The sequence below is a fragment of the Archangium sp. genome, from assembly GCF_036388035.1.
Taxonomy (GTDB): Bacteria; Myxococcota; Myxococcia; order Myxococcales; family Myxococcaceae; genus Archangium.
Window position 1 is genome coordinate 1 of the sequence record NZ_DASVSO010000845.1, and the last position, 24,107, is coordinate 24,107.

Below are 24,107 nucleotides of genomic sequence, written 5' to 3' on the forward strand. Positions count from 1 at the left end.
GGTGGAGGCCGGCGCGGTGACGGGACGGGCGCCCTCCATCGTCCAGCTGACGGTGCCGAAGCAGGCGGGCGGTGACGGCTTCGCGGCCCTGGGGGCGGAGCCCTCGGACATGTACGTGGTGGGCGTCACCCCCAACAGCGCGGCGTACAAGGCCGGCATCCGCGCGGGGGACAAGCTCACTGGCTTCCAGGGCGAGCCGCTGCGCTCCTTCAACGTCCTGATGGGAGAGCTCAGCAAGCAGAAGGAGCAGCCCTTCCAGCTCTCCTGGCGCTCGGCGCAGGACGGGCAGGAGCACACCGAGACGCTCACCCAGGCCATGCTCACCACCAAGGACGGCTTCGGCCAGGAGTCCTCCTCGCTCGTGCTGGGGGTGTCGCCCTGGATGCCGTCCTCGGCGGAGCTGCTCTCCCTGGACATGGTGACGGTGAACCTCGGGATCGGCGAGGCCCTGCGCGAGTCCGTCACCATCGTGCCCCGCATCGTCGGGCAGATGGTGAAGGTCATCGGCGGGCTCTTCAGTGGCACGGTGTCGCCGAAGACGCTGGGCGGGCCGGTGATGATGTACCAGCTGGCCTCCAAGAGCGCGGAGCAGGGCTGGGACAGCTACCTGCACCTGATGGCCGTCATCTCCATCAACCTGGGGGTGATGAACCTGCTGCCCATCCCCATCCTCGACGGCTTCGGCCTGCTGGCGGCCTTGTGGGAAGGCATCCGCCGCCGTCCCATTCCCATCCGCGTGCGCGAGGTGGCCAACGTCGTCGGTCTCATCCTCATCGTCGCGCTGATGGGGATGGCCTTCATCAACGACATCACCCGCTAGAGGTGCGATGCAGCGGCTGCTCGTGGGCGTGATGGTGGGGCTGGGGGTGTTGGCGGGCTGCGCACCGCGCGCCACCCGGCCCACTCCCCGCGAGAAGCCGGCCCCGCCCCGCGCGTATCTGGAGGAGGGGGTGGCCTCGTACTACGGCCCGGGACTGGCCGGCCGGCCCACCGCCAGCGGCGAGAAGTTCGATCCCAAGAAGCTCACCGCCGCCCATAAGAAGCTGCCCTTTGGCACCTGCCTCCGGGTGGTGAACATGGAGAACGGGCGCTCGGTGGAGGTGCGCGTCAACGACCGGGGCCCCTTCGTCCGGGGGCGGGTGGTGGACGTGTCGACCGCCGCGGCGAAGCAGCTCGACATGCTGGACAAGGGAGTCGCCCGGGTGCGCCTCTACCGCTGCGCGGACCGGACCTCCTTCCTCTTCATCCCCTTCGGCCCGTTGGCGGGGTAGAAGGCTCGCATGTTCCTCGCGCTCGACTCCTCCACCCTCACGCTGTCCCTGGCCCTCGTGGAGCGGGAAGGGGAGGGCGTGCGCGTCCTCGAGCACCTGGTGGTGGCTCCGCCTCGCAAGCAGAGCGAGGCGCTGCCCGGCGTCGTCGGCGAGCTGCTCGCGCGGCACGGGGTGGCGCTGAAGTCCCTGGAGGGTCTGGCCATCGGCCTGGGCCCCGGCTCCTTCACCGGCCTGCGCATCGGCCTGTCCTGCGTGAAGGGGCTGGCGTACGCGGCGCGCCTCAAGGTGGCCGGGGCCTCGTCGCTCGCGGCCGTGGCCCTGGAGGGGCCCGAGGGCCCGCCCCTCTTCGCGCTCGCGGTGGCGCGCAAGGACGACCTCTACCTCGGGCGCTACCGGCGCGTGGGCTCGCGGGTGGAGGCGCTCGGCCCCGAGGAGGCGATGAGTCCGGAGGAGGTGGCCGCGCGCATGGCCGCCGAGCCGGAGGCGCTCGCGCTGGGGCCCGCCCTCACCGACTACCGCGCCGCGCTGGTGTCCCACGGCGTGGCGCCCTCGCGGCTGCTGGACGCGCCCGCCTTCCCCTCGGCGGCGGCGCTGGCGCTCCTGGTGCGCTTCCCCGAGGAGCAGTCCCTGGAGGCCGTCTTCGCCCTGGAGCCGCACTACGTGCGGGCCTCCGAGCCCGAGCGCAACCCCAAGTTCCCCCCGCTGCCCGGGCCTCCGCCCACCGCGCGCCTCAAGGAAGACTGACGGCCCCGGCGGGCGCTACACCCGGTAGGTGCGCGCCACTGTCTCCATGCGCTCGGCCGCCTCGCGCAGCGTGCTCGTGGCCCGGGTGGTGACCTGGAGGCTCTGAATCGTCTCGTCCATCATCGTGGACAGGTCCGTCACCGCGGTGAAGATCTGCGAGATGCCCGCGTTCTGCTGGTTCACCGCGACGGCGATCTGCCGCGCCGCCCCGGCGTTGTCCCGGACGATGGACGTCAGCTCCCGGAGGCTCTCGCCGCTGGCCCGCACCTGCTCGAGCCCCTCCTGCATCTGCCGCTGTCCCTTCTCCGTCATCGTCACCGTGGACTGGATGGACTGGCGGACGTCATCGAGGATCTCCCGCACCCGGCCGGTGGAGTCGATGGACTGGTCCGCCAGACTGCGGATCTCCCGCGCCACCACGGAGAAGCCCTTGCCGTGCTCGCCCGAGCGCACGGACTCGATGGCCGCGTTGAGCGCCAGCATGTTCGACTGGTCCGCCAGGTCCTTCACCGTCTGGGCGATGTCGCCAATCTGCAGGGTGCGCTCGCCGAGCGAGACGATGTTGCTCGCCAGCTTGCCCACCTTCGAGTGGAGCTCCTTGAGGCCCTCGAACGTGGCGGCCACCTTCGACTCGCCCGCGCTGCCAATCTCCTCGGCCCGGGAGGCCACCTCCATCACGGCCTGGGAGCGATCCGCGGCCATCTGGGAGGTCTGACGGATCTCCTGCGCGGTGACCTGCGTCTCCTGGAGGGCGGCCGCCTGGCGCGAGAGGTTGCGCTCCTGCACCTCGGCCGCCTGGCTCAGCTCGGACATGGCCTCGGTGAGCAGGCGCGTGCCCTGCTGCATGCCGAGCGTGCTCTCGCGCAGGTGGTCCATCATCCGCGCGAAGGCCCTGGCCAGCTCGCCCACCTCATCCTGGGAGGTGACCTCCACATCGTGGGAGAGGTCCCCCTCCTGGACGACGTGCGTCACCGCCTGGCTCAGGGCGGTGATGGGGCGGGAGATGCTCCGCGCCAGCCACCAGGAGCCCAGCACGGCCAGTCCCAGGAAGAAGGCCAGCAGCGCGAAGGCCCCCGTGGCGGCCTGTGTCACCGGGGCGTAGGCCTCGGCCGCGTCCACCGTCGCAACGAAGCGCCAGCCGTCCCCCACATCCTCCAACTCCTTGCCGTTGAGGGCCTCCTCGGACACGGCCCGGGTGAAGGGCGGAGCCCCGGGAGGGCGCGAGTCGAAGAGGAGGGTGCCGTCCGCGCGGCGGACCTCCAGGGCGAAGCTGCTCTGCGCGCGTGCGTGGGCCCTGCGCACCGAGTCCCTCACCACGTCGCCTACCTGGCTCCAGTCGTATGCGGCGAGCAGCATGCCGAGGCGGGCGCCACTGAGCGGGCTCATCACCGGCGCCGCCAGCGGCAGCACCCTCCGGCCGAAGGCGGGGTCCTTCTCGGCGGAGAGGGAGTCGGCGGTGAAGCGCTCCTTCTGCGCCTCCACGTACCACGCGCTCTGGCGGACCTCGCCCTCCTTGCCCTGGAAGGACTTGAGCAGCGCCGGCGAGCTGGCGGAGACGGCGCGACCCTGCTCGTCGAAGAGGATGAAGCCGCTGATGGAGGGGTGACGCTTCGCCAGCCCCGCGAGCACCGCGTCGCTCTTGTCGTAGGTGTCGAAGAGCAGGGCTCCGCGCAGGATGGCGTCCTCGGACCAGCTCCTCACGCTCGCCTCGCGCTCGGCGAGTGCCCGCTCCACCAGGTCCTTGAGGCCCTCGGCCTCCGCCTTGAGCGTGGCGTGGATCTGCCGCGACAGCGTGCGCCGGGTGAAGGACAGGCCCAGGGCCGTGAGGGACAGCAGGGAGAGGGCCGACAGCAAGGCCACGGAGAGGGTGATGCGGCCCCGCAGCTTGAGGCCATCCAGGAAGGGGAGGTTCATGGTTTCAGAGCTCGAGCAGCGAGACGGACACGGTGAGGGCGCCGATGACGCGGGCGCCGTCCTTCACCGGGAGGGACACCTGGACGACGTAGGACTGGGAGGACTCGTCGAAGAAGGGCTTCTCGCGCAGCTCCCCACCCCGGCCATCCTTGAAGGACTCACGCCACTTGGCCTCATCGCCCTGCCAGTAGTCGGAGGTGCGATGCGTCGCGCCCACCAGCGCGCCCTGGTTGTCCATGATGAAGGCCTCGGCCACGGCCCCTCCGAGGTGCTCGAGGTCGCGGCCGAGCGCACGTGTGCACGCGCTGCCCAGCACCTTGCGCTTGTGGGGGGTGAGGGCCGGAGTCGCGCTCCACTCCGAGTCCAGCTGCCGAACGGTGTCCAGGGGGACGCGCTGCGCGTTCTGCCGCTTCACCTCGCGCACCACGGCTGGATCCGCCGCGATGCGCCGGAGCTGGGGCATCAGCCCGTCCACCTTCTTGAGTTGCGCCGAGCCATCCGGCGGCAACTGCGCCAACAGCCACAACGAGACGAGCTTCCACATCAATATGCGTCACCGTTCGGCCTCGCGGAGATGCGTGCAGGTGGCTCCCAAGGTCCCCTGTGGCCGGTGCTTCGGCAGGATTCTACCGGAGGGCCTTCGCGAGCCCTTTCGCGGCTCTGCTCCTGCTTCCTGTCCTGGCAGCCTCCGCCGGGGGGCCAGCAGGCGGGCGTACGTCTCCAGGTCCGAGCGTTTCGGGGCTCACTTCTAGTCGACTAGAAGTGATGTCTTACCTTGTAGTACATGTCGGTCGAGGGACAGGGTTCCAGTCGACTAGAAGTGAGGCCCACGCTGGCCGGTGCTGGAGTAAAGGACGCGCCATGAACGAGAACCTGCGAATCGCCGTGGTGGGCGCTACCGGAGTGGTGGGCGGCGAGGTGCTCTCCGCCCTCTTCGACCGGGACTTCCCCGCCGAGCGTCTCTCCGTGCTGGCCTCGGAGCGCTCCGCGGGGGAGGAGCTGGAGTACGGCGAGGAGACCCTGGAGGTGGAGAAGGCCACCCCCGAGTCCTTCCGGGGCATGGGTCTGGTCATTCTCGCCACGCCGCCGGAGGTGTCGCGCGGGCTCGCCCCGGCGGCCCAGGCGGCGGGGGCCTGGGTGGTGGACGCGAGCCTCGCCTTCCGCTCCGACGGCAACGTCCCGTTGGTGCTCCCCGGCTTCAACTCCGAGGTGCTGGGCGCCTCCTTCAAGGGCCGCATCGTGTCCGTGCCCTCGGCGGTGTCCACCGCCCTCGTCACGGTGCTCGAGCCGCTGCGCCAGGCCTTCGGCGTGGCCCAGGTACAGGTGACGGCCCTCATGGGCGTGTCCTCGGCGGGCCAGCAGGGCCTGCGAGAGCTGGAGGCCCAGACGGCGGCCCTGCTCTCCGGCCGCGAGCCCGAGGCGCACCCCCTCTTCCCCCACCGCGTGGGCTTCAACCTGGTGCCCCAGGTGGGCCTCTTCATGGCCAACTCGCCCTGGACGGAGGAGGAGGCCGGCTGGACGCTGGAGGCCGCCCGCCTCTTCGCCCCCAAGGGCGAGGTGCCCGTGGTGGCCGGCACCGCCGTGCAGGTGCCCACCTTCTTCGGCCATGGGCTGAGCCTCCATGTGCGGCTGCGCAAGCCCGCCCCGGTGGAGCAGGCGCGTGCCGCCCTCAAGGGCTCGCCCGCGATCAAGGTGCTGGATTCACCCGGAGAGAAGGTCTACCCGATGACGAGCCTCGTCACCGCCGATCCCACCGTCCATGTGGGCCGCCTGCGCTCCTTCCCCCAGGCCCCCGAGTGGCTCTCCCTCTTCGCCGCGGTGGACAACACCGGCCGGGGCGCCGCCCTCAACCTCGTGGAGGCCGGCCTGCGGCTCGCCGAGCGCTCCGCCTGACAATTTGGCAAGGCCGCCGGGGCACTCCTGCCCATTTGACGGAGGCCCCAGCCCCTTTCCCCCGGAAATGCAGGGAGCGGGGCCGGGTTTCCCCTGGCCCCCGACTTGCTACCCTCCTGCCCGCCCATGCGTACCCTACTCATGACCGCCGCCGTGCTGGTGTCGACCGCGGCCTCCGCTCAAGTGCAGGTGAGCCTCACGTTCGCCAATGCCACGGACACGTTGAGTGTCGGCAAGGGCGACTGCAACAGCCGACGGGTCGTCTCCTGGACGTCCACCGGGACGGCCTGCCAGGAGCTCACCCTCTGGCTCACCGAAGGCACCGAGTGCAAGGAGACCGCCGACCAGCAGACGACGCGCTCCGTGCTGACGTCCATCCCGCAGACCACCCTCAACCAGACCCGACAGGGGACGTTCGAGATCGACCTCTCGTTGCTGCCCTTCTCCAACCCGACGGACAGTGGGACGAGGTCGTGCGGTGTCGGGGGCCTCGAGCAGGCGTTCCGGGTGTGTGGCGCCACCAAGGCGATCGACTCCAACGTGTTCGGCGGGACGACGTGCGCCAACTCCGTGACGAAGGCGACGCCCGCGAAGATCCTCTATGACGCCAATCCGCCAGGGGCGCCCTCCATCGAAGCGGTGGACGGGCTGGACAAGGCCCTGCGCGTGAGTGTCAGTGAGCCGGCGGGGACCACCACGCTGAAGGTGTACGTGAAGCTGGCGGACGGAACCGTGGTCACCAGCGCGGATCAGGGCGTGGGGCAGGGTGACTTCGAGGTGGAGGACCTGGAAAACGGGGTGACGTACCAGCTCACGGCCACCGCGCTGGACGCGGCCGGCAACGAGAGCAGCGAGTCCGAGGCGGTGGAGGGCACCCCCACCAAGACCAACGGCTTCCTGGAAGAGTACGTGAACGCTGGCGGCAAGGAGATGGGTGGCTGCGGCGCGGCGGGCGGCGGAGTTGCGGGCGGCGCGGTGCTGGCCGTCCTGGGTTTCTGGCTGTTCTCAAGGAGAAATCGTTCATGGCTCGAGCAGTAGCCCTCGGCGTCGCGGCATTCCTCGCCGCCCTCCCCGGCGAGGCGCAGGAGATGTCCGATCTGCCCATCCAGTCGCCCCGCAGCGGCTCCGTGGAGTTCCGGCTCGGTGGCTACCGGCCGCAGCTCGACGCGGAGGAGGGGCTCACCACCGCGCCCTTCTCCAAGGTCTTCGGGGACAGCAACCTGCTGCTCTTCGAGGCGGAGCTGCAGCGCTTCTTCTACCAGGGCATCGGCTCGGCGGGCGTGAGCCTGTCGCTCGGCTACGCGGAGAAGTACGCCGCCGCGCTGCTGCCTGACTCCGAGAGTGCGCGGAGCAAGGAGCGCACGGGCTTCCACGTGCTGCCCGTGCACGTGCGCGGCGTCTACCGCTTCGACTACCCCGCCTTCCGCTGGAGCATCCCCGTGGTGCCCTACCTGAAGCCCGGGCTCGTCTACATCCCGTGGTGGATCACCAAGGGCGGCGAGCCCGAGAAGGTGGAGGGCCGGGAGGCGAGCGGTGGCAAGTTCGGCTTCGAGCTGGCGGCCGGCGTGTCCTTCCTGCTGGACGTGCTGGAGCCGCGCCTGGCGCGCGACTTCGACTCGGACCTCGGCATCAACCACAGCTATCTCTTCGCCGAATACACCTACGCGAAAGTGAACAACTTCGGGGGCGAGGGCTTCAATCTCTCGGACTCGTACTGGATGTTCGGTCTGGCGCTGGATTACTAGACCGTACATGACACCCCATGTGCGTCCTTCCCTTCGCGCGCTGACGGTTTTCTGGTGGGTGGCCCTGGTCCTGGTGGGCCCTGGCTGCCGGCGGATGGTGAAACCCGAGGCGGGGGAGGCGCGCACGGTGGAAGCGGGCGTGCCGGTGGGCTTCGGCTCCGAGGCCCAGGACGCGCCGGTGGTGACGTGGGACTTCGGGGATGGCTCGCCGCCGCGGCAGGGCGCGCGGGTGTCCCATGCCTTCCCCCGCGCGGGCGCCTTCACGGTGCGCGCGCTGGAGAAGGACGAGGTGCTGGCCAGCGCCCAGGTGACGGTGGTGCCGCGGCCGGTGCTGCGCGCCATCCCCGCCGACGCGGAGGTGGCCGTCTTCTTCTCCCAGCTCCGGGGCAACGTGGAGCCGCTGGTGGACTTCTACTCGCGGCTGCTGGGCGAGGCGCAGGCGCGGAGCTCGCTGGAGGAGGCTCCCATGCTGTCGCTCGTGCTGCGCGAGCTGAAGGGGGAGCCCCGGGTGGTGGACGTGGAGGAGGGCGTGGGCTTCTTCTCGCTGCCCGGCTTCGAGGGCAGCGTGGGGCTGCTGGGGGTGATGGACTCCCAGGCCGCGCTGGACGCGGTGGTGGGCGAGCTGGAGTCCGGCGGGGCCAGTGTCGTGAACCGGCGGCCCGCCGAGGGCCTCGTCCACCTGCGGCGTCAGAACGGCGAGTCGCTGCTGCTCTTCGCGGACCGTGGCTACCTCTACCTCGTGGTGCCGGACACGGACGACGGGGAGCTCGAGGAGGCCGAGCCGCGGGAGGGGGCGTCGACCGAGGCGCTGGCGGTCGTGAAGCCTCAGCGGGTCCAGGACGAGACGTCCCAGGTGGACGCCATTCGCGCGCGCATCACGGGGATGAGCGGCCCGGGGCTGTCCGAGGTGCCGCTGGTGACCGAGCTGCGGCCCAAGGTGGGCACGGGCAACGTGTACTTCTTCGCGCGTTCGGTGGGCGATGACGCCGCCGCTGGCATCCGGGGCATCTGGGCGGCCTTCCGGACGGAGGAGGGCCGGGCGGAGCTGGAGGGCTGGGTGGCCTCGGAGCAGAACCTCTTCCAGGGCAAGAGCGCGCCCGGCGCGTCGCTGCTGGGCAAGGCGCCCGCGGGCCCCATCGCCGCGCTCATGGTGTCCATTCCGCCCGAGGAGCTGGCGAAGCTCGTCTTCGGCGCGCCCAACTCGGAGCGCCGCCAGCGCACGCTGCAGCGCCTGCAGGAGCAGGGCTTCGACGCGGCTGGAGCGGACAGCCTGCTGGGCGCGCTGCGGGGGGACCTGACGCTGCTGGCCTACTTCGACGCGCCGGCCTTCTACCGCAACTTCATCCGCGGCACCCGGAGGCCGGAGCCGCGCGGCACCCTGCTTTTCGAGGCGGGGCTCGTCCGCTCCGAGCCGGTGCTGGGGTGGCTCACCGGGCGGCTGAAGGCGCGCGGGCAGCCCTTCGAGGTGGTGAAGGGCGCGGACGCCACGCGCCTGCGCACGCGGGTGATGGAGCAGCCGGTGGAACTCACCGTCTCGGCCGATCGGCTGACGCTGCACGGAGGTGAGTCGCTGGAGGGCCGCGCCGCGGGCGACGTGGGCGTGGCGCTGCGGGAGCGCTTCGGCGCCAATGCCTTCGAGCCCGGGCACCTCTCCGCCATGGTGGACGTGGGCCGGCTGCGCGCCGAGCTGGACGCGCCCCAGGAGGTGCCCGGCGTGCCCTCCCAGCAATTGCCCGTGGCCCGCTCGCTGGTGGGCACGCTGTTGGACCAGTTGCCGCCCGTTGAACTCGTCTTCCTCGACTTCAACCCCGAGGAGGGGGGCGGTCGCTTCCGGGCGCGCGCGGTGCTCCGGTCACGCTAAGAGGGGCCCGTGCCTGACACCATCACCGTCCTGTACTTCGCCGCGGCCCGTGAGCGCGTGGGGCTGCCTCGCGAGTCGTTGGAGCTGCCGCCGGGCGCGCGCGTGACGGACGTGCTGCGCCTGCTGGCCACGCGTCACCCCACGCTCGCGCCGCTCCTGCCGCACCTGCGGGTGGCGGTGAACCATGAGTTCTCCGACACGGACACCGAGGTGCCCCCGGGCGCGGAGCTGGCGCTGATTCCACCGGTGGCCGGGGGCAGCGGCGGGCTGTTCCGGGTGGTGGATCGGCCGCTGCGGCTGGAGGAGGTGGTGGAGGCGGTGGCCGGCGAGGCCTATGGAGGGCTCGTCACCTTCTCCGGCTCGGTGCGCAACCAGACGCGCGGCCGGCGGGTGTTGCGGCTGGAGTACGAGGCCTATCCCCCCATGGCGGAGAAGAAGCTGGCGGAGATTGGCGCCGAGGTGGCCGAGCGCTTCAGCGGGACGCGGCTGTCCATCGTGCACCGGGTGGGGACGCTACAGCCCGGCGAGCTGGCGGTGGTCATCGCCGCCGCCGCGCCTCACCGCAAGGAGGCGTTCCTCGGGTGCGAGCACGCCATCGAGCGGCTCAAGCAGGACGTCCCCATCTGGAAGAAGGAGTTCTACGAGGACGGCGAGGTGTGGGTGGGCCTGGGGCCCTGAGCCTCACTGGACGCCGAGGTTGGCGGGCAGCGTCCGGGTGCCCGCGTCGGGCCGCGCCGCCTCCGGGGAGAGGGGGCGCGCGGGGGTGTCCACCCCGAGCCGCTTGCGCTCGGCCTGCTCGAGCTCGCGCGCCTGGGTGAGGGCCCGGGCGTTGGACTCGGCCATGCGCTCGGGACTGGGCCCCGCGAGGAGGAAGCCCACCGGCAGGCTGAGGAAGAGGATGGCCACCATCCCCAGCCAGCCGAAGTCCTTCAGTCCGAGGGCCGCCGGGCGCTTGCCCGCCACGGAGGGCGCGAGGTGCAGGGAGAGCTCGCCCTCACAGAGGCGCAGCTGGTCCTCCTGGGTGAGCTCCACCCAGGCCCGGTCCCCGGTGCGCTGCAACTCCGCGTCGGGCACGGGGCGGAAGGCCTCGCCGCGACGGCTGCGCTCGATGCGCGCCGCCGGGGGGATGAAGACGCGGTAGCCGTGCTCGGTGCGCTCGGCGAGGAGGTAGGGCTCCTCGGGCAGGGTGAAGCCATAGAGGGGCAGGGGGGCCGTCTCGTCCTGAGCGGCGAGCACGCGCGGTTGCTCCGCGTCGAAGCTCCACACCTCGTTGCGGGTGGTGCCCCAGTAGAGCTCGCAGAAGAGGCCGTCGTTCTTCGCCTTGGTGCTCATTGCGTCGGGAGCATAGGGTCTTCCCGTCGCCTTGGCGCCTCCTTCGGGCGTGGGACCGTTGCCCCGAGGGCACTCCCGGCCGCCCGGAGAGCCAGCGTCGGCTCGCTCCAGGCGCCTACTCGCCGAGGTCGTCCGCCAGCAGGGGAAGGCCACCGTCCAGCGGGTCCTCGGCCTCGGTGGTCTTCGTCGGGCTCGCGGCGCCCGCGTCTGGAGGAAGGGCGGCGGGAGTGTGGGCGGTGCCACCGTCCGTCAGGGCCGGGGAGGGGGCGCTCTGACTCACGGCCTGGGCTGGAGGGGCGGGGACGGCGCGAGCCAGGTACGGGCGCACGTTCGCGAGCGCCACCGTCAGCACCACCCACAGCAGCGCGAGGAAGCCCACCGCGTGCACCACCGTCTCCACGCGCGCCGGCACCTTCCGGCGGCTCACCGCCTCGAAGACGAGGAAGAGCATCCGCCCCCCATCCAGCGAGGGCAGGGGCAGCAGGTGGAAGAAGGCGAGCGCCACCGAGAGGCTCACCAGCACGCGCAGGAAGGCGCCCAGGCCACTGGCCGCGGCGCCCGAGGACTGCTTCACCAGCCCCGCCGGGTTGGCCTCCAGGACGCCCTGTCGTCCCTGGAGCAGGCGCTCGAGCAGGCGGGTGCCCTCGGCCACGAGGTTTCCCGTGTGCGCCACCGCCTGCAGCAGCGCCTGGCCCAGGCCGTGGGTGCGGTACACGTACTGCTGGCTCACCCCGATGCGCCCCTCGCCCCGCTCGTCCGGACGGGGCCGCACCGCCACCTCCCGGGGCTCCTCCTGGCGCTCGATGCCCAGCGTCAGCTCGCGGCCGGGGCTCTGGGCGATGAGCTCCACGAACTCCGACCAGTTCTCCAGCGGCTGGCCGTCCACGCTGACGATGCGATCTCCCGGCAGCAACTGCGCGCGCGCCGCCTCCGAGCCGGGGGTGATGGTGCCCACGGTGAGGGGCACCACCACGTGCGTGCCCGAGGTGTGGAGCGCGACGAGGATGCCCAGCGCGAAGAGCCAGTTGGCCAGCGGTCCCGCCAGCAGCACCAGCATCCGCTTCCAGGGCGTCCGCGAGGCGAAGCTCGTCGGGTCCGCGGGGTCCACCCCCGGCTCGTGGGGGTTCATCCCGTGGATGTGGACCGAGCCCCCCAGCGGGACGGCGCCCAGCACGTAGTCCGTCCCCCGGAGCCGGAAGGTGAACACGGCGGGCCCGAAGCCGAGCGTATAGCGGGACACGCGCACGCCCAGCAGCCGGGCGGCCACGAGGTGTCCCAGCTCGTGCAGTGCCACGAGCAGGCCGAGGGCGAGGAGGAGGGGGAGGTAGTGCATCCGGGGCAGCTTGCCTTAGAGCTTCCGACGCTGCCCTGTCCGCTTGTAGGCCAGGTAGTCGGCGAGGATGGTGCCGTGGTCGAAACACAGCTCCGGGGGCAGGGCAGCGAGGGGGAAGGCCTTCGCCTCGGCCGCGTCGTCCGCGCCCTGGGGCTCGCCCTGGGCCCGGCCGATGAAGACGGTGGAGACGGTGTGCTTGCGCGGGTCCCTGCGCGGGTCCGAGTAGGTGAAGAACTGCTCCACCAGCTCCACGTCCAGGCCGGTCTCCTCCTTGGCCTCGCGCACCGCGGCCAGGTCGTAGCGCTCGCCCTCGTTCACGAAGCCCCCGGGCAGGGCCCAGCCGAGCGGCGGGTTCTTGCGGCGGATGAGCACGATGCGTTCCCCTGGCAGCTCGATGATGCAGTCCACGGTGGGCAGGGGATTCTTGTACGGGGGCATGGAGGGGCCAGTCTAGCCGCTGGCCTCGCCGTTGCACTCGGCACGTGTGCCCTTGCTCCGCTAGCATGCGAGCCGTGGCCGCTACCCGACTGTTCCGCCCGCTCCTCCTGTCCGCCCTGTCCCTCTGCCTCGGCCTGGGCTGCACCCGCGCCTACATCCAGAACGAGGGCCCCTACGAGTTCAAGACCGTGGAGCTGTTGCGCGACGACTGCTCCCTGCTGACCTCGCCCGAGGCGCTCTGGGATGGAAACCTGCACATCTCCGGCGAGGTGCTGCGCATGGAGTACGGGCTGATGGACATGCAGCTCGTGGGCTCCTTCCTCGGTGCGGGCGCGGAAGACGATGACGCCTTCTCGCTCGACGGCAGCCTGGCCAACGCCTCGCTCACCGCCAACGGCCGCGAGTGCATCGTGGACCAGGTGACGGTCCACCTCGAGGGCACGACACAGTGCGCCACGGAGTTCGATGGCGTGCTGCGCGTGCGCTACGAGCCGCGGCCCACGCAGTCCGCCGCGTGCGCGTGCGAACTGTGGGTTCGTTATCAGGCCGTCCAGAACTCGGCCCCCTGCAAATCCGCTCCTTGAGGTGGAGTGCGAGAGGCTTCTAGAACGGGGCTCCTGACGTCGTCGTACTGGAGGGAGCCCCATCATGGCCGAAGCACCTCGTCCGCCGTCGCAAGAGATGCAGTCCGTCCTCGTGGAGAACCGCGTCTTCCCGCCGCCCGGGGACTTCGCCCGCCGTGCCCACATCCGGAGCATGGAGGACTACCGCCGGCTGTGGGCCGAGGCCGAGAAGGACCCCGAGGCCTATTGGGGCGCCCGCGCCCGCGAGGAGCTGTACTGGAAGGAGCCCTTCCAGACGGTGCTCGACTGGAAGCCGCCGCACGCGCGCTGGTTCGTCGAGGGCCGCACCAACCTCGCCTACAACTGCGTGGATCGGCACCTGGACAAGCGCCGGGACAAGACGGCCATCCTCTTCGAGGGCGAGCCGGGAGACCGGCGCAAGGTGACGTACGGGGAGCTGGCGCGGGACGTGAACCGGCTGGCCAACGGCCTGCGCTCGCTGGGCGTGAGCAAGGGGGACCGGGTGGGCATCTACCTGCCCATGATCGCCGAGGCCGCGGTGGCCATGCTGGCGTGTGCCCGGATTGGCGCGGTGCACTCGGTGGTGTTCGGCGGCTTCTCGGCCGAGGCGCTGCTGGAGCGCATGAACGACGCGGGCGCGAAGGTGCTGCTCACCGCGGACGGAGGCTGGCGCAAGGGTGCGGTGGTGCCGCTGCTGGACAACGTGCGCAAGGCGATGCCGCAGCTGAAGAGCATCGAGCGCGTGGTGGTGTTCCAGCGCACCACGCAGGGCGCGCTGCAGCTGAGCGGCAAGGAGCTGGCCTGGAGCGAGCTGGTGGCGAAGCAGGCCGACACCTGCGAGCCCGAGTGGGTGGAGAGCGAGCACCCGCTGTTCATCCTCTACACCTCGGGGAGCACGGGGAAGCCCAAGGGGGTGCTGCACACCACGGGTGGCTACTCGGTGCATACCTCGCTCACCACGCGCTGGGTGTTCGACCTGAAGGAGGAGGACGTCTACTGGTGCACCGCCGACGTGGGCTGGGTGACGGGGCACAGCTACGTCGTCTACGGCCCGCTGATGAACGGCGCCACCTCCGTCATCTACGAGGGCGCGCCCACGCACCCGGGGCCGGACCGCTTCTGGGAGCTGATCGCTCGCGAGAAGATCTCCATCCTCTACACCGCGCCCACGGCCATCCGCGCCTTCATGCGCCTGGGAGAGGAGCACCCGAGGCGGCACGACATGTCCTCACTGAGGCTGCTTGGCTCGGTGGGCGAGCCCATCAACCCCGAGGCGTGGATGTGGTACCGCGACGTCATCGGAGGCGGGCGCTGCCCCGTGGTGGACACCTGGTGGCAGACGGAGACGGGCGGCATCATGCTCTCGCCGCTGCCGGGGGCCACGCCGACGAAGCCTGGGAGCGCCACGCTGCCGCTGCCCGGCATCCACACGGAGGTGCTCGACCGCGAGGGCAAGCCGGTGCCGGCGAACCAGGGTGGCCTGCTCTTCGTGACGAGGCCGTGGCCGTCCATGCTGCGCACGGTGTACGGGGATCCGCAGCGGTACGTGAACACGTACTTCAGCGAGCTGCCGGGCAAGTACTTCACGGGTGACGGCGCGCGGCGGGACAACGACGGCTACTTCTGGCTGATGGGCCGCGTGGACGACGTGGTGAACGTGGCGGGCCACCGCCTGGGCACCGCCGAGGTGGAGAGCGCGCTGGTGGCCCACAAGTCCGTGTCTGAGGCCGCCGTGGTGGGCCGCCCGGACGAGCTCAAGGGCACGGCGCTGGTGGCCTTCGTCACGCTGAAGAAGGGGATTGCCCCCTCGCCGGAGCTCAAGAAGGAGCTGAGCGCCCACGTGTCGAAGGAGATCGGCGCCATCGCGAGGCCGGACGAAATCCGCTTCGCGGAAGGGCTGCCCAAGACGCGCTCGGGGAAGATCATGCGCCGGCTGCTGCGCGACGTAGCCGGAGGCAAGCAGACCACGGGCGACGTCACCACGCTCGAGGACCTCAACGTCCTCGCGGCGCTGCGCAGCAACGACGAGTAGCCCTCGGGGCTTCGTACGGGAGTGGCCGCATCGGACAGACGCGGCCGCCCCCGTACCCTGGACCGCAACAGGCCTCCTATTTGCCCTATGCATCACGGGCGTGACGATGGCGGTGGCGGCGCTGCTGCGGGAGGCACGCAAGGGCGAGGGCAAGTAGGCGGCGGGATGCGCGGTGGCACCACACTGCCGGTAGTCGCTTCGCCGAGCTCGGCCCTGGAAGACCTAGTCGAGCACCGGGGTCGATGAAGACGGGGTACTTGGCGTTGTGCGGATGATGGTGAAGTTGTGGGCGCCCAGGAGCACGTAGTTCTTGCCCTCTCGCTTCAGTTCACCGACGCAAACGACCGACTCACCCGAGTCATGCGCGATCGTGGCCAACTTGTAGTCGGCCTTGGTCAGCGTGACAGACACCTTTGCCAAGTTGACGCCAACGAAGCCGAGAACCCCCACCGTACCCTCCTCTTCATGAGGGAATCGCTCAAGCCGGACCACCCTGCCAACGAGTTGATAGTTCAGGAGCGGCCGCTGGAAGCGAAGGTGAGCCCCGCCCGCACGAAGGTTGCGCACCAACTGCGGGCTAAAGGAGACGGAACTCGGCACCTTGTCGATCGGCTTGAGGAACGACCATCGGAAGGAGACGTTCAGTTCCTCGAACGCGTTCCCTTCAGCCATCTTCGCGACGGCGTCACAGAGATCAGCACTCAAGCCATGCTGGACGCCCTGCTCAAATGCGTACTCAGTATCTGCGATGGCGGCATGCCGGGCTGCGTCCAGCGCGACCGTGAGTCTCCGCATCACGCGGCGCTCGAAGGGATCATCAATCGCGGGGGTGCCAAAGTGCAGACGCCCCTGAGGGGGGGTCGGCAGCTTGGTCGCGATCGTAATGACGTAGCTGCCCACTCTCGTCTGCCCGAAGCGGGCAGACTCCGACACGAACTTGGCTGCCTTGCCGGAGAGCAGGTTCAGGTAGAAGGGCTTGGGCTCTTCCTCGGCAGCCGCAGCGGCGGCGTACATCTTCATGACGCCCTGAAAGGCGTGTGCTCCTGCTTTGAGCGGGATGGTTCCATCTGCGACGTCGCCTCGCTCAATTTGCACATCCGCCATATCGAAGGCGGCGTCGATGATGCTCCGATACACCTCGTCAGGAGAGCGATGCTCAAACGCGCTGACCGACTCCAGCAGCTCCGACATGCGCTCAGCGAAGTCCCGGAAGGAGGGATTCAAGAGGCATACGACGTCGACCGCTTCACCGGACCGCTCGTCTTTTCGGCTCCAGAACGAAGCTCGCAAGGGATCCTGCTCGAATACCTGCCAGCCGGTGCCACGAAGGTAGGACTCGACCGTTGCGGGCTCCAGCCGCATGAGCTTTTCTCGGTCGTGGACCACTGCCTTCACAGGGAGCCTCTCATCCCGATGGTATGCATGATCCTGGTGAGCGCCTCCACCGAGAAGATGTTGTTCCGCTGAATGTGCACCGTAATCTTCTCTTGCTCGGAGTCTTCGGGGTTCGGGGCGCCACGGAGAGAAAGCCAATACCCGCAGTGCTTGAGAAGGGCTGCCTCCTCGGTCTGTTGGAGCCATTGCCCGCAGGGATCGGGGACGCACACGACGACCAGGAGGCGAGGTGTCCACACAATGGGGTCTCGGAGGTCGTCATAGTTCTTGATGGGTAGCCGGAAGGAGAACTCCGTCTCCCTCAGCTTGAAATCCGCCGTGCACTTCAACTGCAGGTCGAGTCCAGGGGCGCTGCGGTGAAAGGTGCGGTCCGCCGAGATCTTCACGTCGATAGAGTCGTTGTCGACGCGTGTCGGCTGCATGGCGAAACCGGCCGTCGCGCACACGGCGTGCACGTACGCGATGCTGAACTCCTGCTTTTGGAGGTTCGGTTCCATGCAGCAGCGCGCCCCGCTAGAACCAGGGCCAGTAGCGACGCTGCCGGATTCGGTGGCTCACGCCAATAGGGTACATTCGTTCAGTCGGCATCGGTTGGGCTGCGTGGGCGTGACACCCGGTTTTTTGACACCTTTAGGGAGACCCTCGTCCGCTGCAACACCGTTGTGGAAGATTAGCGGTGGCGGAGTCTCCTTGTGCGCTCTGTGCTCGATTCGTCATGGCTCGGGAGCAAGGGACGGAGTATCTCTGCCACCGCCATGGATTTCACCGCGACGCGACTCTGGAATGAATCGATGGAGTTGGCATTGGGAGACCCGGAGGGGGGCAAGGCACGCACCCGGCTGCGCGAAGCTTTCCTCTCCTTCCGGGAGAACGTCCGGCTGCTCACTGCGGAGATCCATCGGGACCTGCCGGACTTCACCGTCCATGACATCACCCACTTGGACGCCTTGTGGGAGATGGCCGCCCTGGTGGCTGGGCCTGAAATCCGGCTCACGCCTCCAGAAGCCTTCATCCTAGGAGGTGCCATCCTGCTGCATGATGCGGGCATGGCCATGGCGGCCTATCCCGGAGGGCGCGCGGAACTCCAGCGCACCCAGCGCTGGCAGGATACCGTCGCCATGTTGCTGCGCACGAGGTTGGAGCGACTCCCACTCACCGAGGAGATTCTTCGTGCACCAGAAGACATCACGACCGAAGTGCTGCGCGAGATGCTCCGGGCCAGCCATGCGGAGCATGCGTCCCGCTTGCCGCTCATCGAGTGGACGAGCCCGTCGGGCACCCGGTACCATCTTATCGAGGACGTCGGGCTGCGAAAGACCTTCGGGGAACTCATTGGACGCATCGCCCAGAGCCACCACTGGCCGGTATCTCGGCTGGGAAGTGAGTTCTCCGAGGTCGTCGGCGCGCCCTCCTGGTGTCCCGGCTCCTGGCTCGTGGATCCCCTGAAGATCGCATGCCTGCTGCGTATCGCGGACGCCAGCCATCTCGACGAGCGACGCGCTCCGGGCTTCCTGCGGACGCTCCGGAGGCCCCGAGTCCACTCGGACGCGCACTGGGCATTCCAGGAGCGGCTGCTCAAGCCCCGGCGAGAAGCGGAACGGCTGGTTTATTCCTCGTCACGCTTCCCGCTAGAGGAGGCCCCTGCTTGGTGGCTGTGCTTCGATGCGCTGCGCATGGTGGACCGCGAGTTACACGCGGTGGACTCGCTACTGGCGGATCTGGGGCGTCCTCGGCTGGCGGTCCACGGCGTGGCGGGGGTAGAGGACCCTCTGCGCCTAGTGCGGCTGATTCCCACGGAGGGCTGGCTTCCCGTGGACACACGGGTGAAGGTGAGTGACATCCCCTCACTGCTCAAGAGACTGGGTGGTGAGCAGCTCTATGGGGAAAACCCAGGGGTCCCGCTGCGTGAACTCATCCAGAATGCCGCAGACGCCGTGTGCGCTCGGCGGGTGCTGGAGGGACGGTCCACCAACTGGGGGGATGTCATCATCCGGGAGGGTCAGGATGAGCAGGGGCCGTGGTTGGAGGTCGAGGACACCGGCTTGGGCATGTCCCAAGAGGTGCTTACCGGACCGCTGCTCGATTTCGGTACGAGTTACTGGACATCGCCGCTTGCGCGCGAAGAATGCCCTGGACTCATGGCCAAAGGGTTCCGGCCCACGGGAAAGTACGGTATCGGGTTCTTCTCCGTCTTCATGTGGGGCGACCGTGTCCGCGTGGTCACCCGGCGCGCCGAGGATGCACAGAAGGACACGCGGGTGCTCGAGTTCCACGCCGGATTGGGCTCGCGGCCCCTGTTGCGTCCGGCTCGCGAGGAGGAACGGCTCCGCGAGGGGGGCACGCGCGTCCGGGTGTGGTTCGATGCGCCCTTCAAGGTCCCCAAGTGGCTGTGCTCCGTCCTGAACGAGGAGAAACTCCAGAAACTGTCGTTCAGCGATGCGCTGGCGGTGCTCTACCCCTGTCCCGACGTGAACGTCTACACCGAGGATTCCGCGGGTCGTCACGAGCGGGTGCTCGCAGCCTCGGATTGGATTGACATGGAAGGGACCGCGCTGCTGGATCGGCTGCGCCTGCAACCAGTGCTCACCAATCTTCCCTGGACCGAGAATGAGCACGAGGACGTGCGCCAAGCCCGGGGAAGGAACCTGCGGCTGCTGCACGGCCCGGCAGGTGAAGTCCTGGGCCGGGCGACCATTACTTTCATGTGGAAGTACGGACCCGGCTACTCTCCAGGCGTCATCGTCAACGGTGGTTTCCGGATCGACAAGCTCGAATCCATCGCGGGAGTGCTCGTTGGCTCTCCCCAATCTGCGGCACGGGAGTCCGCGCTGCCCAGAGTCGAACCGAAGGAGCTGGCACGCTGGGCCACGGAACAGGGGAAGCTCTGGCAGCGCGAGTCGCTGCCGACCGAGAGTCTGAATGAGGTGGCACAGGTTGTCAGGAATTGCGGCGGGGAGGTGATGGGCTTGCCGATCGCGTTCACGGACACAGGATGGCTGACGCCAGAGGACATCGCCCGGCGTGAGTGGGGCCCGGAGGTTGTCTTGGTGCAGCCCTCGGATGTGGGGCTGGAGATCTCGGATGGAGAGTTCGCGCGGCAATACTTGCTCGTGATGGATCGGCAATACTCACAGCTCCACGCGAACATCCTGGTGGTAGAGCAGCTCGGTCGCAGCCTGCTGCACCCCAATTGGTTGGGCACCCTGCCGCCATGGCCTGGAACGAATGAAGACAAACTCCACGGGATTATCCCCAAGGGGACGCTCGCGAGGGCCGCCGTGGAAGCACTGGCACGAGCATGGGGCGTCGAAACGGAGCACGTGGTCGTCGCCCACAAGGCCGACGCTGACTCGGACCTCATCATTGGACAGAGTGAGGCGCACCGGGGGACGCTCAAGGCCTTCGGTTGGCTCATCGTCCGTAAGCCCTCGTAGAGCCTTTCAACCCGTGGTCCGCAACGCCGCCGGCGGCGTGCGCCCGGACAGCGCGGAGAGGGTGTCAAAGGATTCGAACCGCAGGACCTGAGCGAGAGCGAGACTCGGCGTGGACGGTTGAACCTACCGGCTTCCAGGTCTTTCCGAGGAGTTGCGGCTGGCCCGAGAGGTGCATCGACCTCGTGGACGGTACGCAAGGGGAGGGGATGGGCTGGCCGCTGAGAATGTTCCAGGAGGAAGGTTACTACTTCGTTACGTCCAGGCGCTTCCAGGGAAGGTTGTTGCCCGTAAGGGTGTCAGACGAATCATGTGAGTAGGCCCCCACCTGACACACCAAGGACCTCCTGGAAGTCAGGCGCGGGCCATGCGAACACAGCACCTGGCCTCCAGCAGGCGGAGAGGCCCGTGAGGAATACGCATGGACGAGGAGAAGAAGTCCGAGGCGAGCGGGGAGGAACCGGCGCGGTTGGGGCCGTACCTGATTCAGGAGCAGGTGCAGCAGTCCCATGACAGTCAGGTGGAACTCTACCTGGCCACGCACGAAACGAGCGGGGCCACGGCCTTGGTGCGTAAGCACGCCGTCGAAGAGGGCGCGGCACCGCGGAAGGACTGGCGGGTGCGCATCGGCTTCTGGGCTTCACGGGGCTACTCCGCCATGGAGGTGGAGCACACCGACTGGGCCAGGGCCCAGGACAGGCAGTCGGCGGAGTCGCTGCTGTTCACGTTGGAGACTGCGCTCGAGGAAGTGCGGCGCATGGTCCGCGCCGTGTCCGACACCTCCGAGCCCCGCCTCCGATGGCGCTTGGGGTTGGGCGTGGTGAGCGCCGCCACGGTGGGCGCCCTGCTTTTCGCGCTGGTGCGTCTGGCCTCGGTGTCCCAACCCCCGAGCGTCCCGCCAGCGCCCCCGATCTACAAGGAGCCCACGGCAGCCGAGGTGCCCGCTCCCTCCATTGACAGGGGGCTCGTGGACACCACCCCACCCCAAGGGCAAACCGTGCTTGCCCGGCCTCTGCCGAAAGAGCCCTACAAAGGGCAGAAGCGCCCTCCATGTACCCGCTACACCGAGGTGGAACTCATCGGCGCGTGCTGGATTCCTCACAGGCTGAAGGCCCCGTGCCCGGATTCCCTTCATGAGCACCAGGGGGAGTGTTACGTGCCCGCCTTCAGCGCCAAGCCGCCACCCCAGTCGCTCGGGCAGTGAATGGTGCGGGTGGGCTTGCACCGGCCCGGCGCACAGCCCGGGTGGCACCCGTCAGCGGCCCTCCTCGGCCCCTCCGCTCTAGCCCACGCCTTCAACAGGGTCCCATCTCTCCTATACGCCGCCGAAGGTGTCAGACAATTCGTAGGACGCGAGGTGTCGGAACAAGTCCTTTGACACCTTCGATGGGAGCGCCGAATGGCCGGGCCTCAGAAGTCCTGCCGAGCCTGGCGCGTGAGGTCAGCGCGCCCCTTTCGGGGCAGATGGCCTCTTCCTGGCGCTCTTCTTCCTGGCCGGAGCGGCCTTCGCCTTTGCGGAAGCATCCATCGCCTTTCGTGCCGCGGTCTTCTCGCCTCGACGCAGCGCGAGCGCCGCCGCGATCCACTCCGGCGCGTAGCTCGACGTGCAGCCCTTCGGGATCGGTCGCGGGTCCCACCGGCCGAGGCGCTCGCCGATGGCGATGGCCTCCTGGGTGTACGCGGGCAGGTGGATACCGATCCAGACGAGGCAGAAGTTGATGCCCTCCTTCACCCGGTACGGTGCGGGCGGCAACTCACGCTCGATGCGCGCGAGCGTCGCGCGGACGTCGAGGTCCTTGACGAGCCCGCGCGCGACGCGCCCGGCGAGGAGCCTCCACCCGGCGCGGCGGGGAAGCTCCTTGCTACCGTCCATCCACCGCGCCTGCAGCGCCTCGGCGATGGGCGCATGCACGAGCACGCGTCCGACGAGCTCGTCGACCAGGGTCGGGTTCGAGAGCGGCTCAAGGAGCGCGCGCGCCTCCTTCTCGGTGAGCGCCGCGGGATCGAGCAGCATGCACGCGAGGATGCGCGCCTCGTGGTTGCCCGTCGCCCACAGCTCCAGGCCGAGCCCGTGGTTCGTTCCGAGCGCCTCTGCGAGGCCACGGATCTTGCCGAGCAGCACGCCGAAGACGTTGTCCCCCGCGCCATCGCGCACGTAGCGTTGGCGCACCTTCTCGTCGCCCTGATCCTCGAGCTGCTTCATCACCTGGGACAGCGTCATCGTTTTTGGCATGCGAGTCTCCTCTAGGGCGGTCTTTTACCCGATCGCCTTGGTTGATCGCTCGCTCCGGTCAGACAGGCAGTCGGCGGAGTCGCTGCTGTTCACGTTGGAGAATGCGCTTGAGGAAGTGCGGCGCATGGTCCGCGCCGTGTCCGACACCCCCGAGCCCCGCATCCGGTGGCGCTTGGGGTTGGGCGTGGTGAGCGCCGCCACGGTGTGCGCCCTGCTCTTCGCGCTGGTGCGTCTGGCCTCGGTGTCCCAACCCCCGAGCGCCCCGCCAGCGCCCCTGATCTCCGCCGAAGGTGTCAGACCATTCGTAGGACGCGAGGTGTCGGAACAAGTCCTTTGGCACCTTCGCCGCAGCTTCTTCACGCCTCCGAGCGCCCACCGATCTCCGGGAAGCGCTCATAGGCTCGCTTGAGGGCGTTCAGGTGCTCGGGCTTGTCCAAGTCGAGGGGCGCTGCGGTGAGGCTCACCACCCACCCACCCGACGCCGTCCGCCGGGCCCGCGCCAGCAGCTCGGCATCGCGCGAGGGGTCCGGGAAGCCGATGGCCTCCGCAGCCGCAGCCGACCAGTAGTTGATCCACCCAAGGTACCTGGGAACTCTGGGCGAGCGGATGTTCCACGGGAGCTTGAGCATTGGCAGCCCAAGAGGCGGCCCGTCCGGATTCCCGAGCTTCGGCCCTACTTGCGCTGCAATGACCTGCCTCACGGGCCCGGGGGCCACGGTTCCCCACGTGGCGCGCACGCCTTCCGCGACGTTCTCCAGCAGGTCCGCTGCCGCAGCGACAACGGGCTCGTCCTGGGGGAGCTTGGCATGGACGATAAGCAACGGCTCGCCCCCTGGACTCGCAATCGCACTCTCTCGCTGCCCATCCATCAACACCGGGTAGCTCTCGTCCCCATTGCACAGCAACCCAAACTCACCGTCCGCGGCCGACTCCGCGAGCCACGCCGTGCGCTGAGGAAGCGCGACGGGCCGCCCCGCGTCCGAGACCCGCCACGCCAACCGCAAGCCGGGGAGAGCCCGCTCCATCCCTTCAACAGCCGCGAGCGGCCGCCCGTCGTCGCTCGTGAGAGCTGGCGCGAAGACATGCAGATGGAGGCGAGCCCGAGTAGTCATCATTTGCACCCTGTGACGACGATATCAAAACTGTCGTCCTCATCCAGCAGAGCGGCTTTGTGGGCCTCGCTGATCACCCCCACTTTGAAGGTATACCCACAGGCCAGAGCAGTCGCCCGGTACGCCCTGAACTCCTTGACCTCCTTCTTGACCGTGATCCCCTTGAGGAAGTCGCTGTATTCGTCGAAGTACTCGACCTTGAGCTCCCACAGCACCCTCACTCCCACCTGAAGCGCGTCGAAGTTCTTGCCATCGACATGTGCATCCTTCCCGGGCCAGCGGTTGGGCGGATACCAGTCGGCGCACCTGTTGTGTGCCTTGTTGCCGCCTGAATGCGGCACCGGAATGGCCTCGCACTTGCGGTCTCGCTCCCTGTCGGTGGGCTCGGGTGGCAGCGGGGGTGGCCTGTCCTCTCCCTGTGGCTCCGGCTTTGGCCGCCGCTTTCTCTCGGGCTCCTGTGTGACCGGCTTCGTCTCGGCCACTGGGCGCGCTTCCGGCACGGGCCGTGTCTCGGGCACGGGCCGCGCCTCGGGCACGGGCGGCGTGGGCGGCGGCCGCACCTGGGGACGGCCCCGCTTCTCGTACGCCTCCAGCGCCTCTGAGATCGCGAAGCCCACCACCACCACGCCGGCGACGACCACCGCCCCCAGGGCTATTTCCGGGGCGGCGAGGACACAGACCCCGATGCCAAGCGCCCCGGCGCCCATGGATGCTACCGAGCACCGCCCCGTGGTGTCCCTGAACCGCACCCGCTCGTGGTCGAGCGCGTAGAAGCACCGCTCCACCAAG

Annotated in this window: 22 protein-coding genes; 12 read left to right on the top strand and 10 right to left on the bottom strand. The window is 69.1% G+C overall.

All coding sequences use genetic code 11. The features are described from left to right. From VF697_RS34780 to tsaB, 3 genes are all read left to right on the top strand, one after another. Positions 1–820, top strand: an 820-nt coding sequence (locus VF697_RS34780) for a M50 family metallopeptidase (RefSeq protein WP_331101838.1), incomplete at its 5' end; no start/stop codon positions are given. A 7-nt stretch (positions 821–827) separates the two neighbouring features. Further along, positions 828–1,271: a septal ring lytic transglycosylase RlpA family protein gene (locus VF697_RS34785; protein WP_331101840.1), complete on the top strand. Its 444-nt coding sequence runs from the start codon at positions 828–830 to the stop codon at positions 1,269–1,271. Between the two features lie 9 nt (positions 1,272–1,280). Further along, positions 1,281–2,015, top strand: coding sequence for a tRNA (adenosine(37)-N6)-threonylcarbamoyltransferase complex dimerization subunit type 1 TsaB (gene tsaB / locus VF697_RS34790; RefSeq protein ID WP_331101841.1), 735 nt, complete (start codon positions 1,281–1,283; stop codon positions 2,013–2,015). 15 nt (positions 2,016–2,030) lie between these two features. Here tsaB and VF697_RS34795 read toward each other — a convergent pair whose 3' ends face one another. Then, positions 2,031–3,929: a methyl-accepting chemotaxis protein gene (locus tag VF697_RS34795; RefSeq protein WP_331101843.1), complete on the bottom strand. Its 1,899-nt coding sequence runs from the start codon at positions 3,927–3,929 to the stop codon at positions 2,031–2,033. 4 nt (positions 3,930–3,933) lie between these two features. Then, positions 3,934–4,473: a PDC sensor domain-containing protein gene (locus VF697_RS34800; protein ID WP_331101845.1), complete on the bottom strand. Its 540-nt coding sequence runs from the start codon at positions 4,471–4,473 to the stop codon at positions 3,934–3,936. Positions 4,474–4,790: 317 nt separating this feature from the next. Here VF697_RS34800 and VF697_RS34805 point away from each other — a divergent pair, with 317 nt between their 5' ends. From VF697_RS34805 to VF697_RS34825, 5 genes are all read left to right on the top strand, one after another. Next, the gene (locus tag VF697_RS34805; protein ID WP_331101847.1) at positions 4,791–5,822 is read left to right on the top strand and encodes an aspartate-semialdehyde dehydrogenase; all 1,032 of its coding nucleotides are present in this window, start codon (positions 4,791–4,793) and stop codon (positions 5,820–5,822) included. Between the two features lie 126 nt (positions 5,823–5,948). After that, positions 5,949–6,860: an MXAN_2561 family MXYO-CTERM-anchored protein gene (locus VF697_RS34810; protein WP_331101848.1), complete on the top strand. Its 912-nt coding sequence runs from the start codon at positions 5,949–5,951 to the stop codon at positions 6,858–6,860. Beyond that, positions 6,845–7,567: an MXAN_2562 family outer membrane beta-barrel protein gene (locus VF697_RS34815; protein ID WP_331101850.1), complete on the top strand. Its 723-nt coding sequence runs from the start codon at positions 6,845–6,847 to the stop codon at positions 7,565–7,567. The genes VF697_RS34810 and VF697_RS34815 overlap by 16 nt, the downstream gene beginning before the upstream one ends. Before the next feature lie 19 nt (positions 7,568–7,586). After that, positions 7,587–9,428: a PKD domain-containing protein gene (locus VF697_RS34820; protein ID WP_331101851.1), complete on the top strand. Its 1,842-nt coding sequence runs from the start codon at positions 7,587–7,589 to the stop codon at positions 9,426–9,428. A gap of 9 nt (positions 9,429–9,437) precedes the next feature. After that, positions 9,438–10,106, top strand: a complete 669-nt coding sequence (locus VF697_RS34825; RefSeq protein ID WP_331101853.1) for a molybdenum cofactor biosynthesis protein — start codon at positions 9,438–9,440, stop codon at positions 10,104–10,106. 3 nt (positions 10,107–10,109) lie between these two features. Here the strand turns inward: VF697_RS34825 and VF697_RS34830 are convergent, their stop codons facing one another. From VF697_RS34830 to VF697_RS34840, 3 genes are all read right to left on the bottom strand, one after another. Further along, on the bottom strand, positions 10,110–10,760 hold the full coding sequence (locus VF697_RS34830) for a hypothetical protein (protein ID WP_331101855.1): 651 nt from the start codon (positions 10,758–10,760) through the stop codon (positions 10,110–10,112). A 115-nt stretch (positions 10,761–10,875) separates the two neighbouring features. Further along, complete coding sequence (locus VF697_RS34835) at positions 10,876–12,093, bottom strand: M50 family metallopeptidase (RefSeq protein WP_331101857.1); 1,218 nt, start codon at positions 12,091–12,093, stop codon at positions 10,876–10,878. A 15-nt stretch (positions 12,094–12,108) separates the two neighbouring features. After that, positions 12,109–12,531: an NUDIX hydrolase gene (locus VF697_RS34840; protein WP_331101859.1), complete on the bottom strand. Its 423-nt coding sequence runs from the start codon at positions 12,529–12,531 to the stop codon at positions 12,109–12,111. Between the two features lie 74 nt (positions 12,532–12,605). Between VF697_RS34840 and VF697_RS34845 the strand changes: the two genes are divergently transcribed. Beyond that, positions 12,606–13,115, top strand: coding sequence for a hypothetical protein (locus VF697_RS34845; protein ID WP_414641393.1), 510 nt, complete (start codon positions 12,606–12,608; stop codon positions 13,113–13,115). Between the two features lie 64 nt (positions 13,116–13,179). Next, positions 13,180–15,147, top strand: coding sequence for an acetate--CoA ligase (acs, locus tag VF697_RS34850; RefSeq protein WP_331101863.1), 1,968 nt, complete (start codon positions 13,180–13,182; stop codon positions 15,145–15,147). 222 nt (positions 15,148–15,369) lie between these two features. On the opposite strand, the gene VF697_RS34855 is transcribed toward acs, so the two are convergent. After that, on the bottom strand, positions 15,370–16,542 hold the full coding sequence (locus tag VF697_RS34855; protein ID WP_331101865.1) for a hypothetical protein: 1,173 nt from the start codon (positions 16,540–16,542) through the stop codon (positions 15,370–15,372). Further along, positions 16,539–17,039: a DUF4365 domain-containing protein gene (locus tag VF697_RS34860; protein WP_331101867.1), complete on the bottom strand. Its 501-nt coding sequence runs from the start codon at positions 17,037–17,039 to the stop codon at positions 16,539–16,541. Before VF697_RS34860 ends, VF697_RS34855 begins: the two co-directional genes overlap by 4 nt. Positions 17,040–17,297: 258 nt before the next feature. On the opposite strand from VF697_RS34860, the gene VF697_RS34865 reads away from it, so the two are divergent. Together VF697_RS34865 and VF697_RS34870 are read left to right on the top strand one after the other, a co-directional pair. Beyond that, positions 17,298–19,976: an HD domain-containing protein gene (locus VF697_RS34865; RefSeq protein WP_331101869.1), complete on the top strand. Its 2,679-nt coding sequence runs from the start codon at positions 17,298–17,300 to the stop codon at positions 19,974–19,976. A 418-nt stretch (positions 19,977–20,394) separates the two neighbouring features. Further along, positions 20,395–21,177 carry a hypothetical protein gene (locus VF697_RS34870; protein ID WP_331101871.1) on the top strand — a complete coding sequence of 261 codons (783 nt, stop codon included), beginning with the start codon at positions 20,395–20,397 and terminating at the stop codon, positions 21,175–21,177. Positions 21,178–21,414: 237 nt separating this feature from the next. Here the strand turns inward: VF697_RS34870 and VF697_RS34875 are convergent, their stop codons facing one another. The 3 genes from VF697_RS34875 to VF697_RS34885 all read right to left on the bottom strand — a co-directional run bounded on the left by VF697_RS34875 (position 21,415) and on the right by VF697_RS34885 (position 24,103). Then, positions 21,415–22,194: a DNA alkylation repair protein gene (locus VF697_RS34875; RefSeq protein WP_331101873.1), complete on the bottom strand. Its 780-nt coding sequence runs from the start codon at positions 22,192–22,194 to the stop codon at positions 21,415–21,417. A gap of 368 nt (positions 22,195–22,562) precedes the next feature. Beyond that, complete coding sequence (locus tag VF697_RS34880; protein WP_331101875.1) at positions 22,563–23,318, bottom strand: DUF5953 family protein; 756 nt, start codon at positions 23,316–23,318, stop codon at positions 22,563–22,565. Continuing rightward, positions 23,318–24,103, bottom strand: a complete 786-nt coding sequence (locus tag VF697_RS34885) for a DUF6310 domain-containing protein (RefSeq protein WP_331101877.1) — start codon at positions 24,101–24,103, stop codon at positions 23,318–23,320. The genes VF697_RS34880 and VF697_RS34885 overlap by 1 nt, the downstream gene beginning before the upstream one ends. Between the last annotated feature and the right edge of the window lie 4 nt (positions 24,104–24,107).

Excerpts from the sequence above, each read along its gene's own strand:
- VF697_RS34830 (WP_331101855.1), bottom strand. The coding sequence starts at position 10,760 with ATGAGCACCAAGGCGAAGAACGACGGCCTCTTCTGCGAGCTCTACTGG.
- VF697_RS34860 (WP_331101867.1), bottom strand. The coding sequence starts at position 17,039 with ATGGAACCGAACCTCCAAAAGCAGGAGTTCAGCATCGCGTACGTGCAC.
- VF697_RS34870 (WP_331101871.1), top strand. The coding sequence starts at position 20,395 with ATGGACGAGGAGAAGAAGTCCGAGGCGAGCGGGGAGGAACCGGCGCGG.
- VF697_RS34815 (WP_331101850.1), top strand. The coding sequence starts at position 6,845 with ATGGCTCGAGCAGTAGCCCTCGGCGTCGCGGCATTCCTCGCCGCCCTC.
- VF697_RS34865 (WP_331101869.1), top strand. The coding sequence starts at position 17,298 with ATGGATTTCACCGCGACGCGACTCTGGAATGAATCGATGGAGTTGGCA.
- VF697_RS34875 (WP_331101873.1), bottom strand. The coding sequence starts at position 22,194 with ATGACGCTGTCCCAGGTGATGAAGCAGCTCGAGGATCAGGGCGACGAG.
- VF697_RS34835 (WP_331101857.1), bottom strand. The coding sequence starts at position 12,093 with ATGCACTACCTCCCCCTCCTCCTCGCCCTCGGCCTGCTCGTGGCACTG.
- VF697_RS34810 (WP_331101848.1), top strand. The coding sequence starts at position 5,949 with ATGCGTACCCTACTCATGACCGCCGCCGTGCTGGTGTCGACCGCGGCC.
- VF697_RS34795 (WP_331101843.1), bottom strand. The coding sequence starts at position 3,929 with ATGAACCTCCCCTTCCTGGATGGCCTCAAGCTGCGGGGCCGCATCACC.
- tsaB (WP_331101841.1), top strand. The coding sequence starts at position 1,281 with ATGTTCCTCGCGCTCGACTCCTCCACCCTCACGCTGTCCCTGGCCCTC.
- VF697_RS34800 (WP_331101845.1), bottom strand. The coding sequence starts at position 4,473 with ATGTGGAAGCTCGTCTCGTTGTGGCTGTTGGCGCAGTTGCCGCCGGAT.
- VF697_RS34840 (WP_331101859.1), bottom strand. The coding sequence starts at position 12,531 with ATGCCCCCGTACAAGAATCCCCTGCCCACCGTGGACTGCATCATCGAG.
- acs (WP_331101863.1), top strand. The coding sequence starts at position 13,180 with ATGGCCGAAGCACCTCGTCCGCCGTCGCAAGAGATGCAGTCCGTCCTC.
- VF697_RS34880 (WP_331101875.1), bottom strand. The coding sequence starts at position 23,318 with ATGACTACTCGGGCTCGCCTCCATCTGCATGTCTTCGCGCCAGCTCTC.
- VF697_RS34785 (WP_331101840.1), top strand. The coding sequence starts at position 828 with ATGCAGCGGCTGCTCGTGGGCGTGATGGTGGGGCTGGGGGTGTTGGCG.
- VF697_RS34805 (WP_331101847.1), top strand. The coding sequence starts at position 4,791 with ATGAACGAGAACCTGCGAATCGCCGTGGTGGGCGCTACCGGAGTGGTG.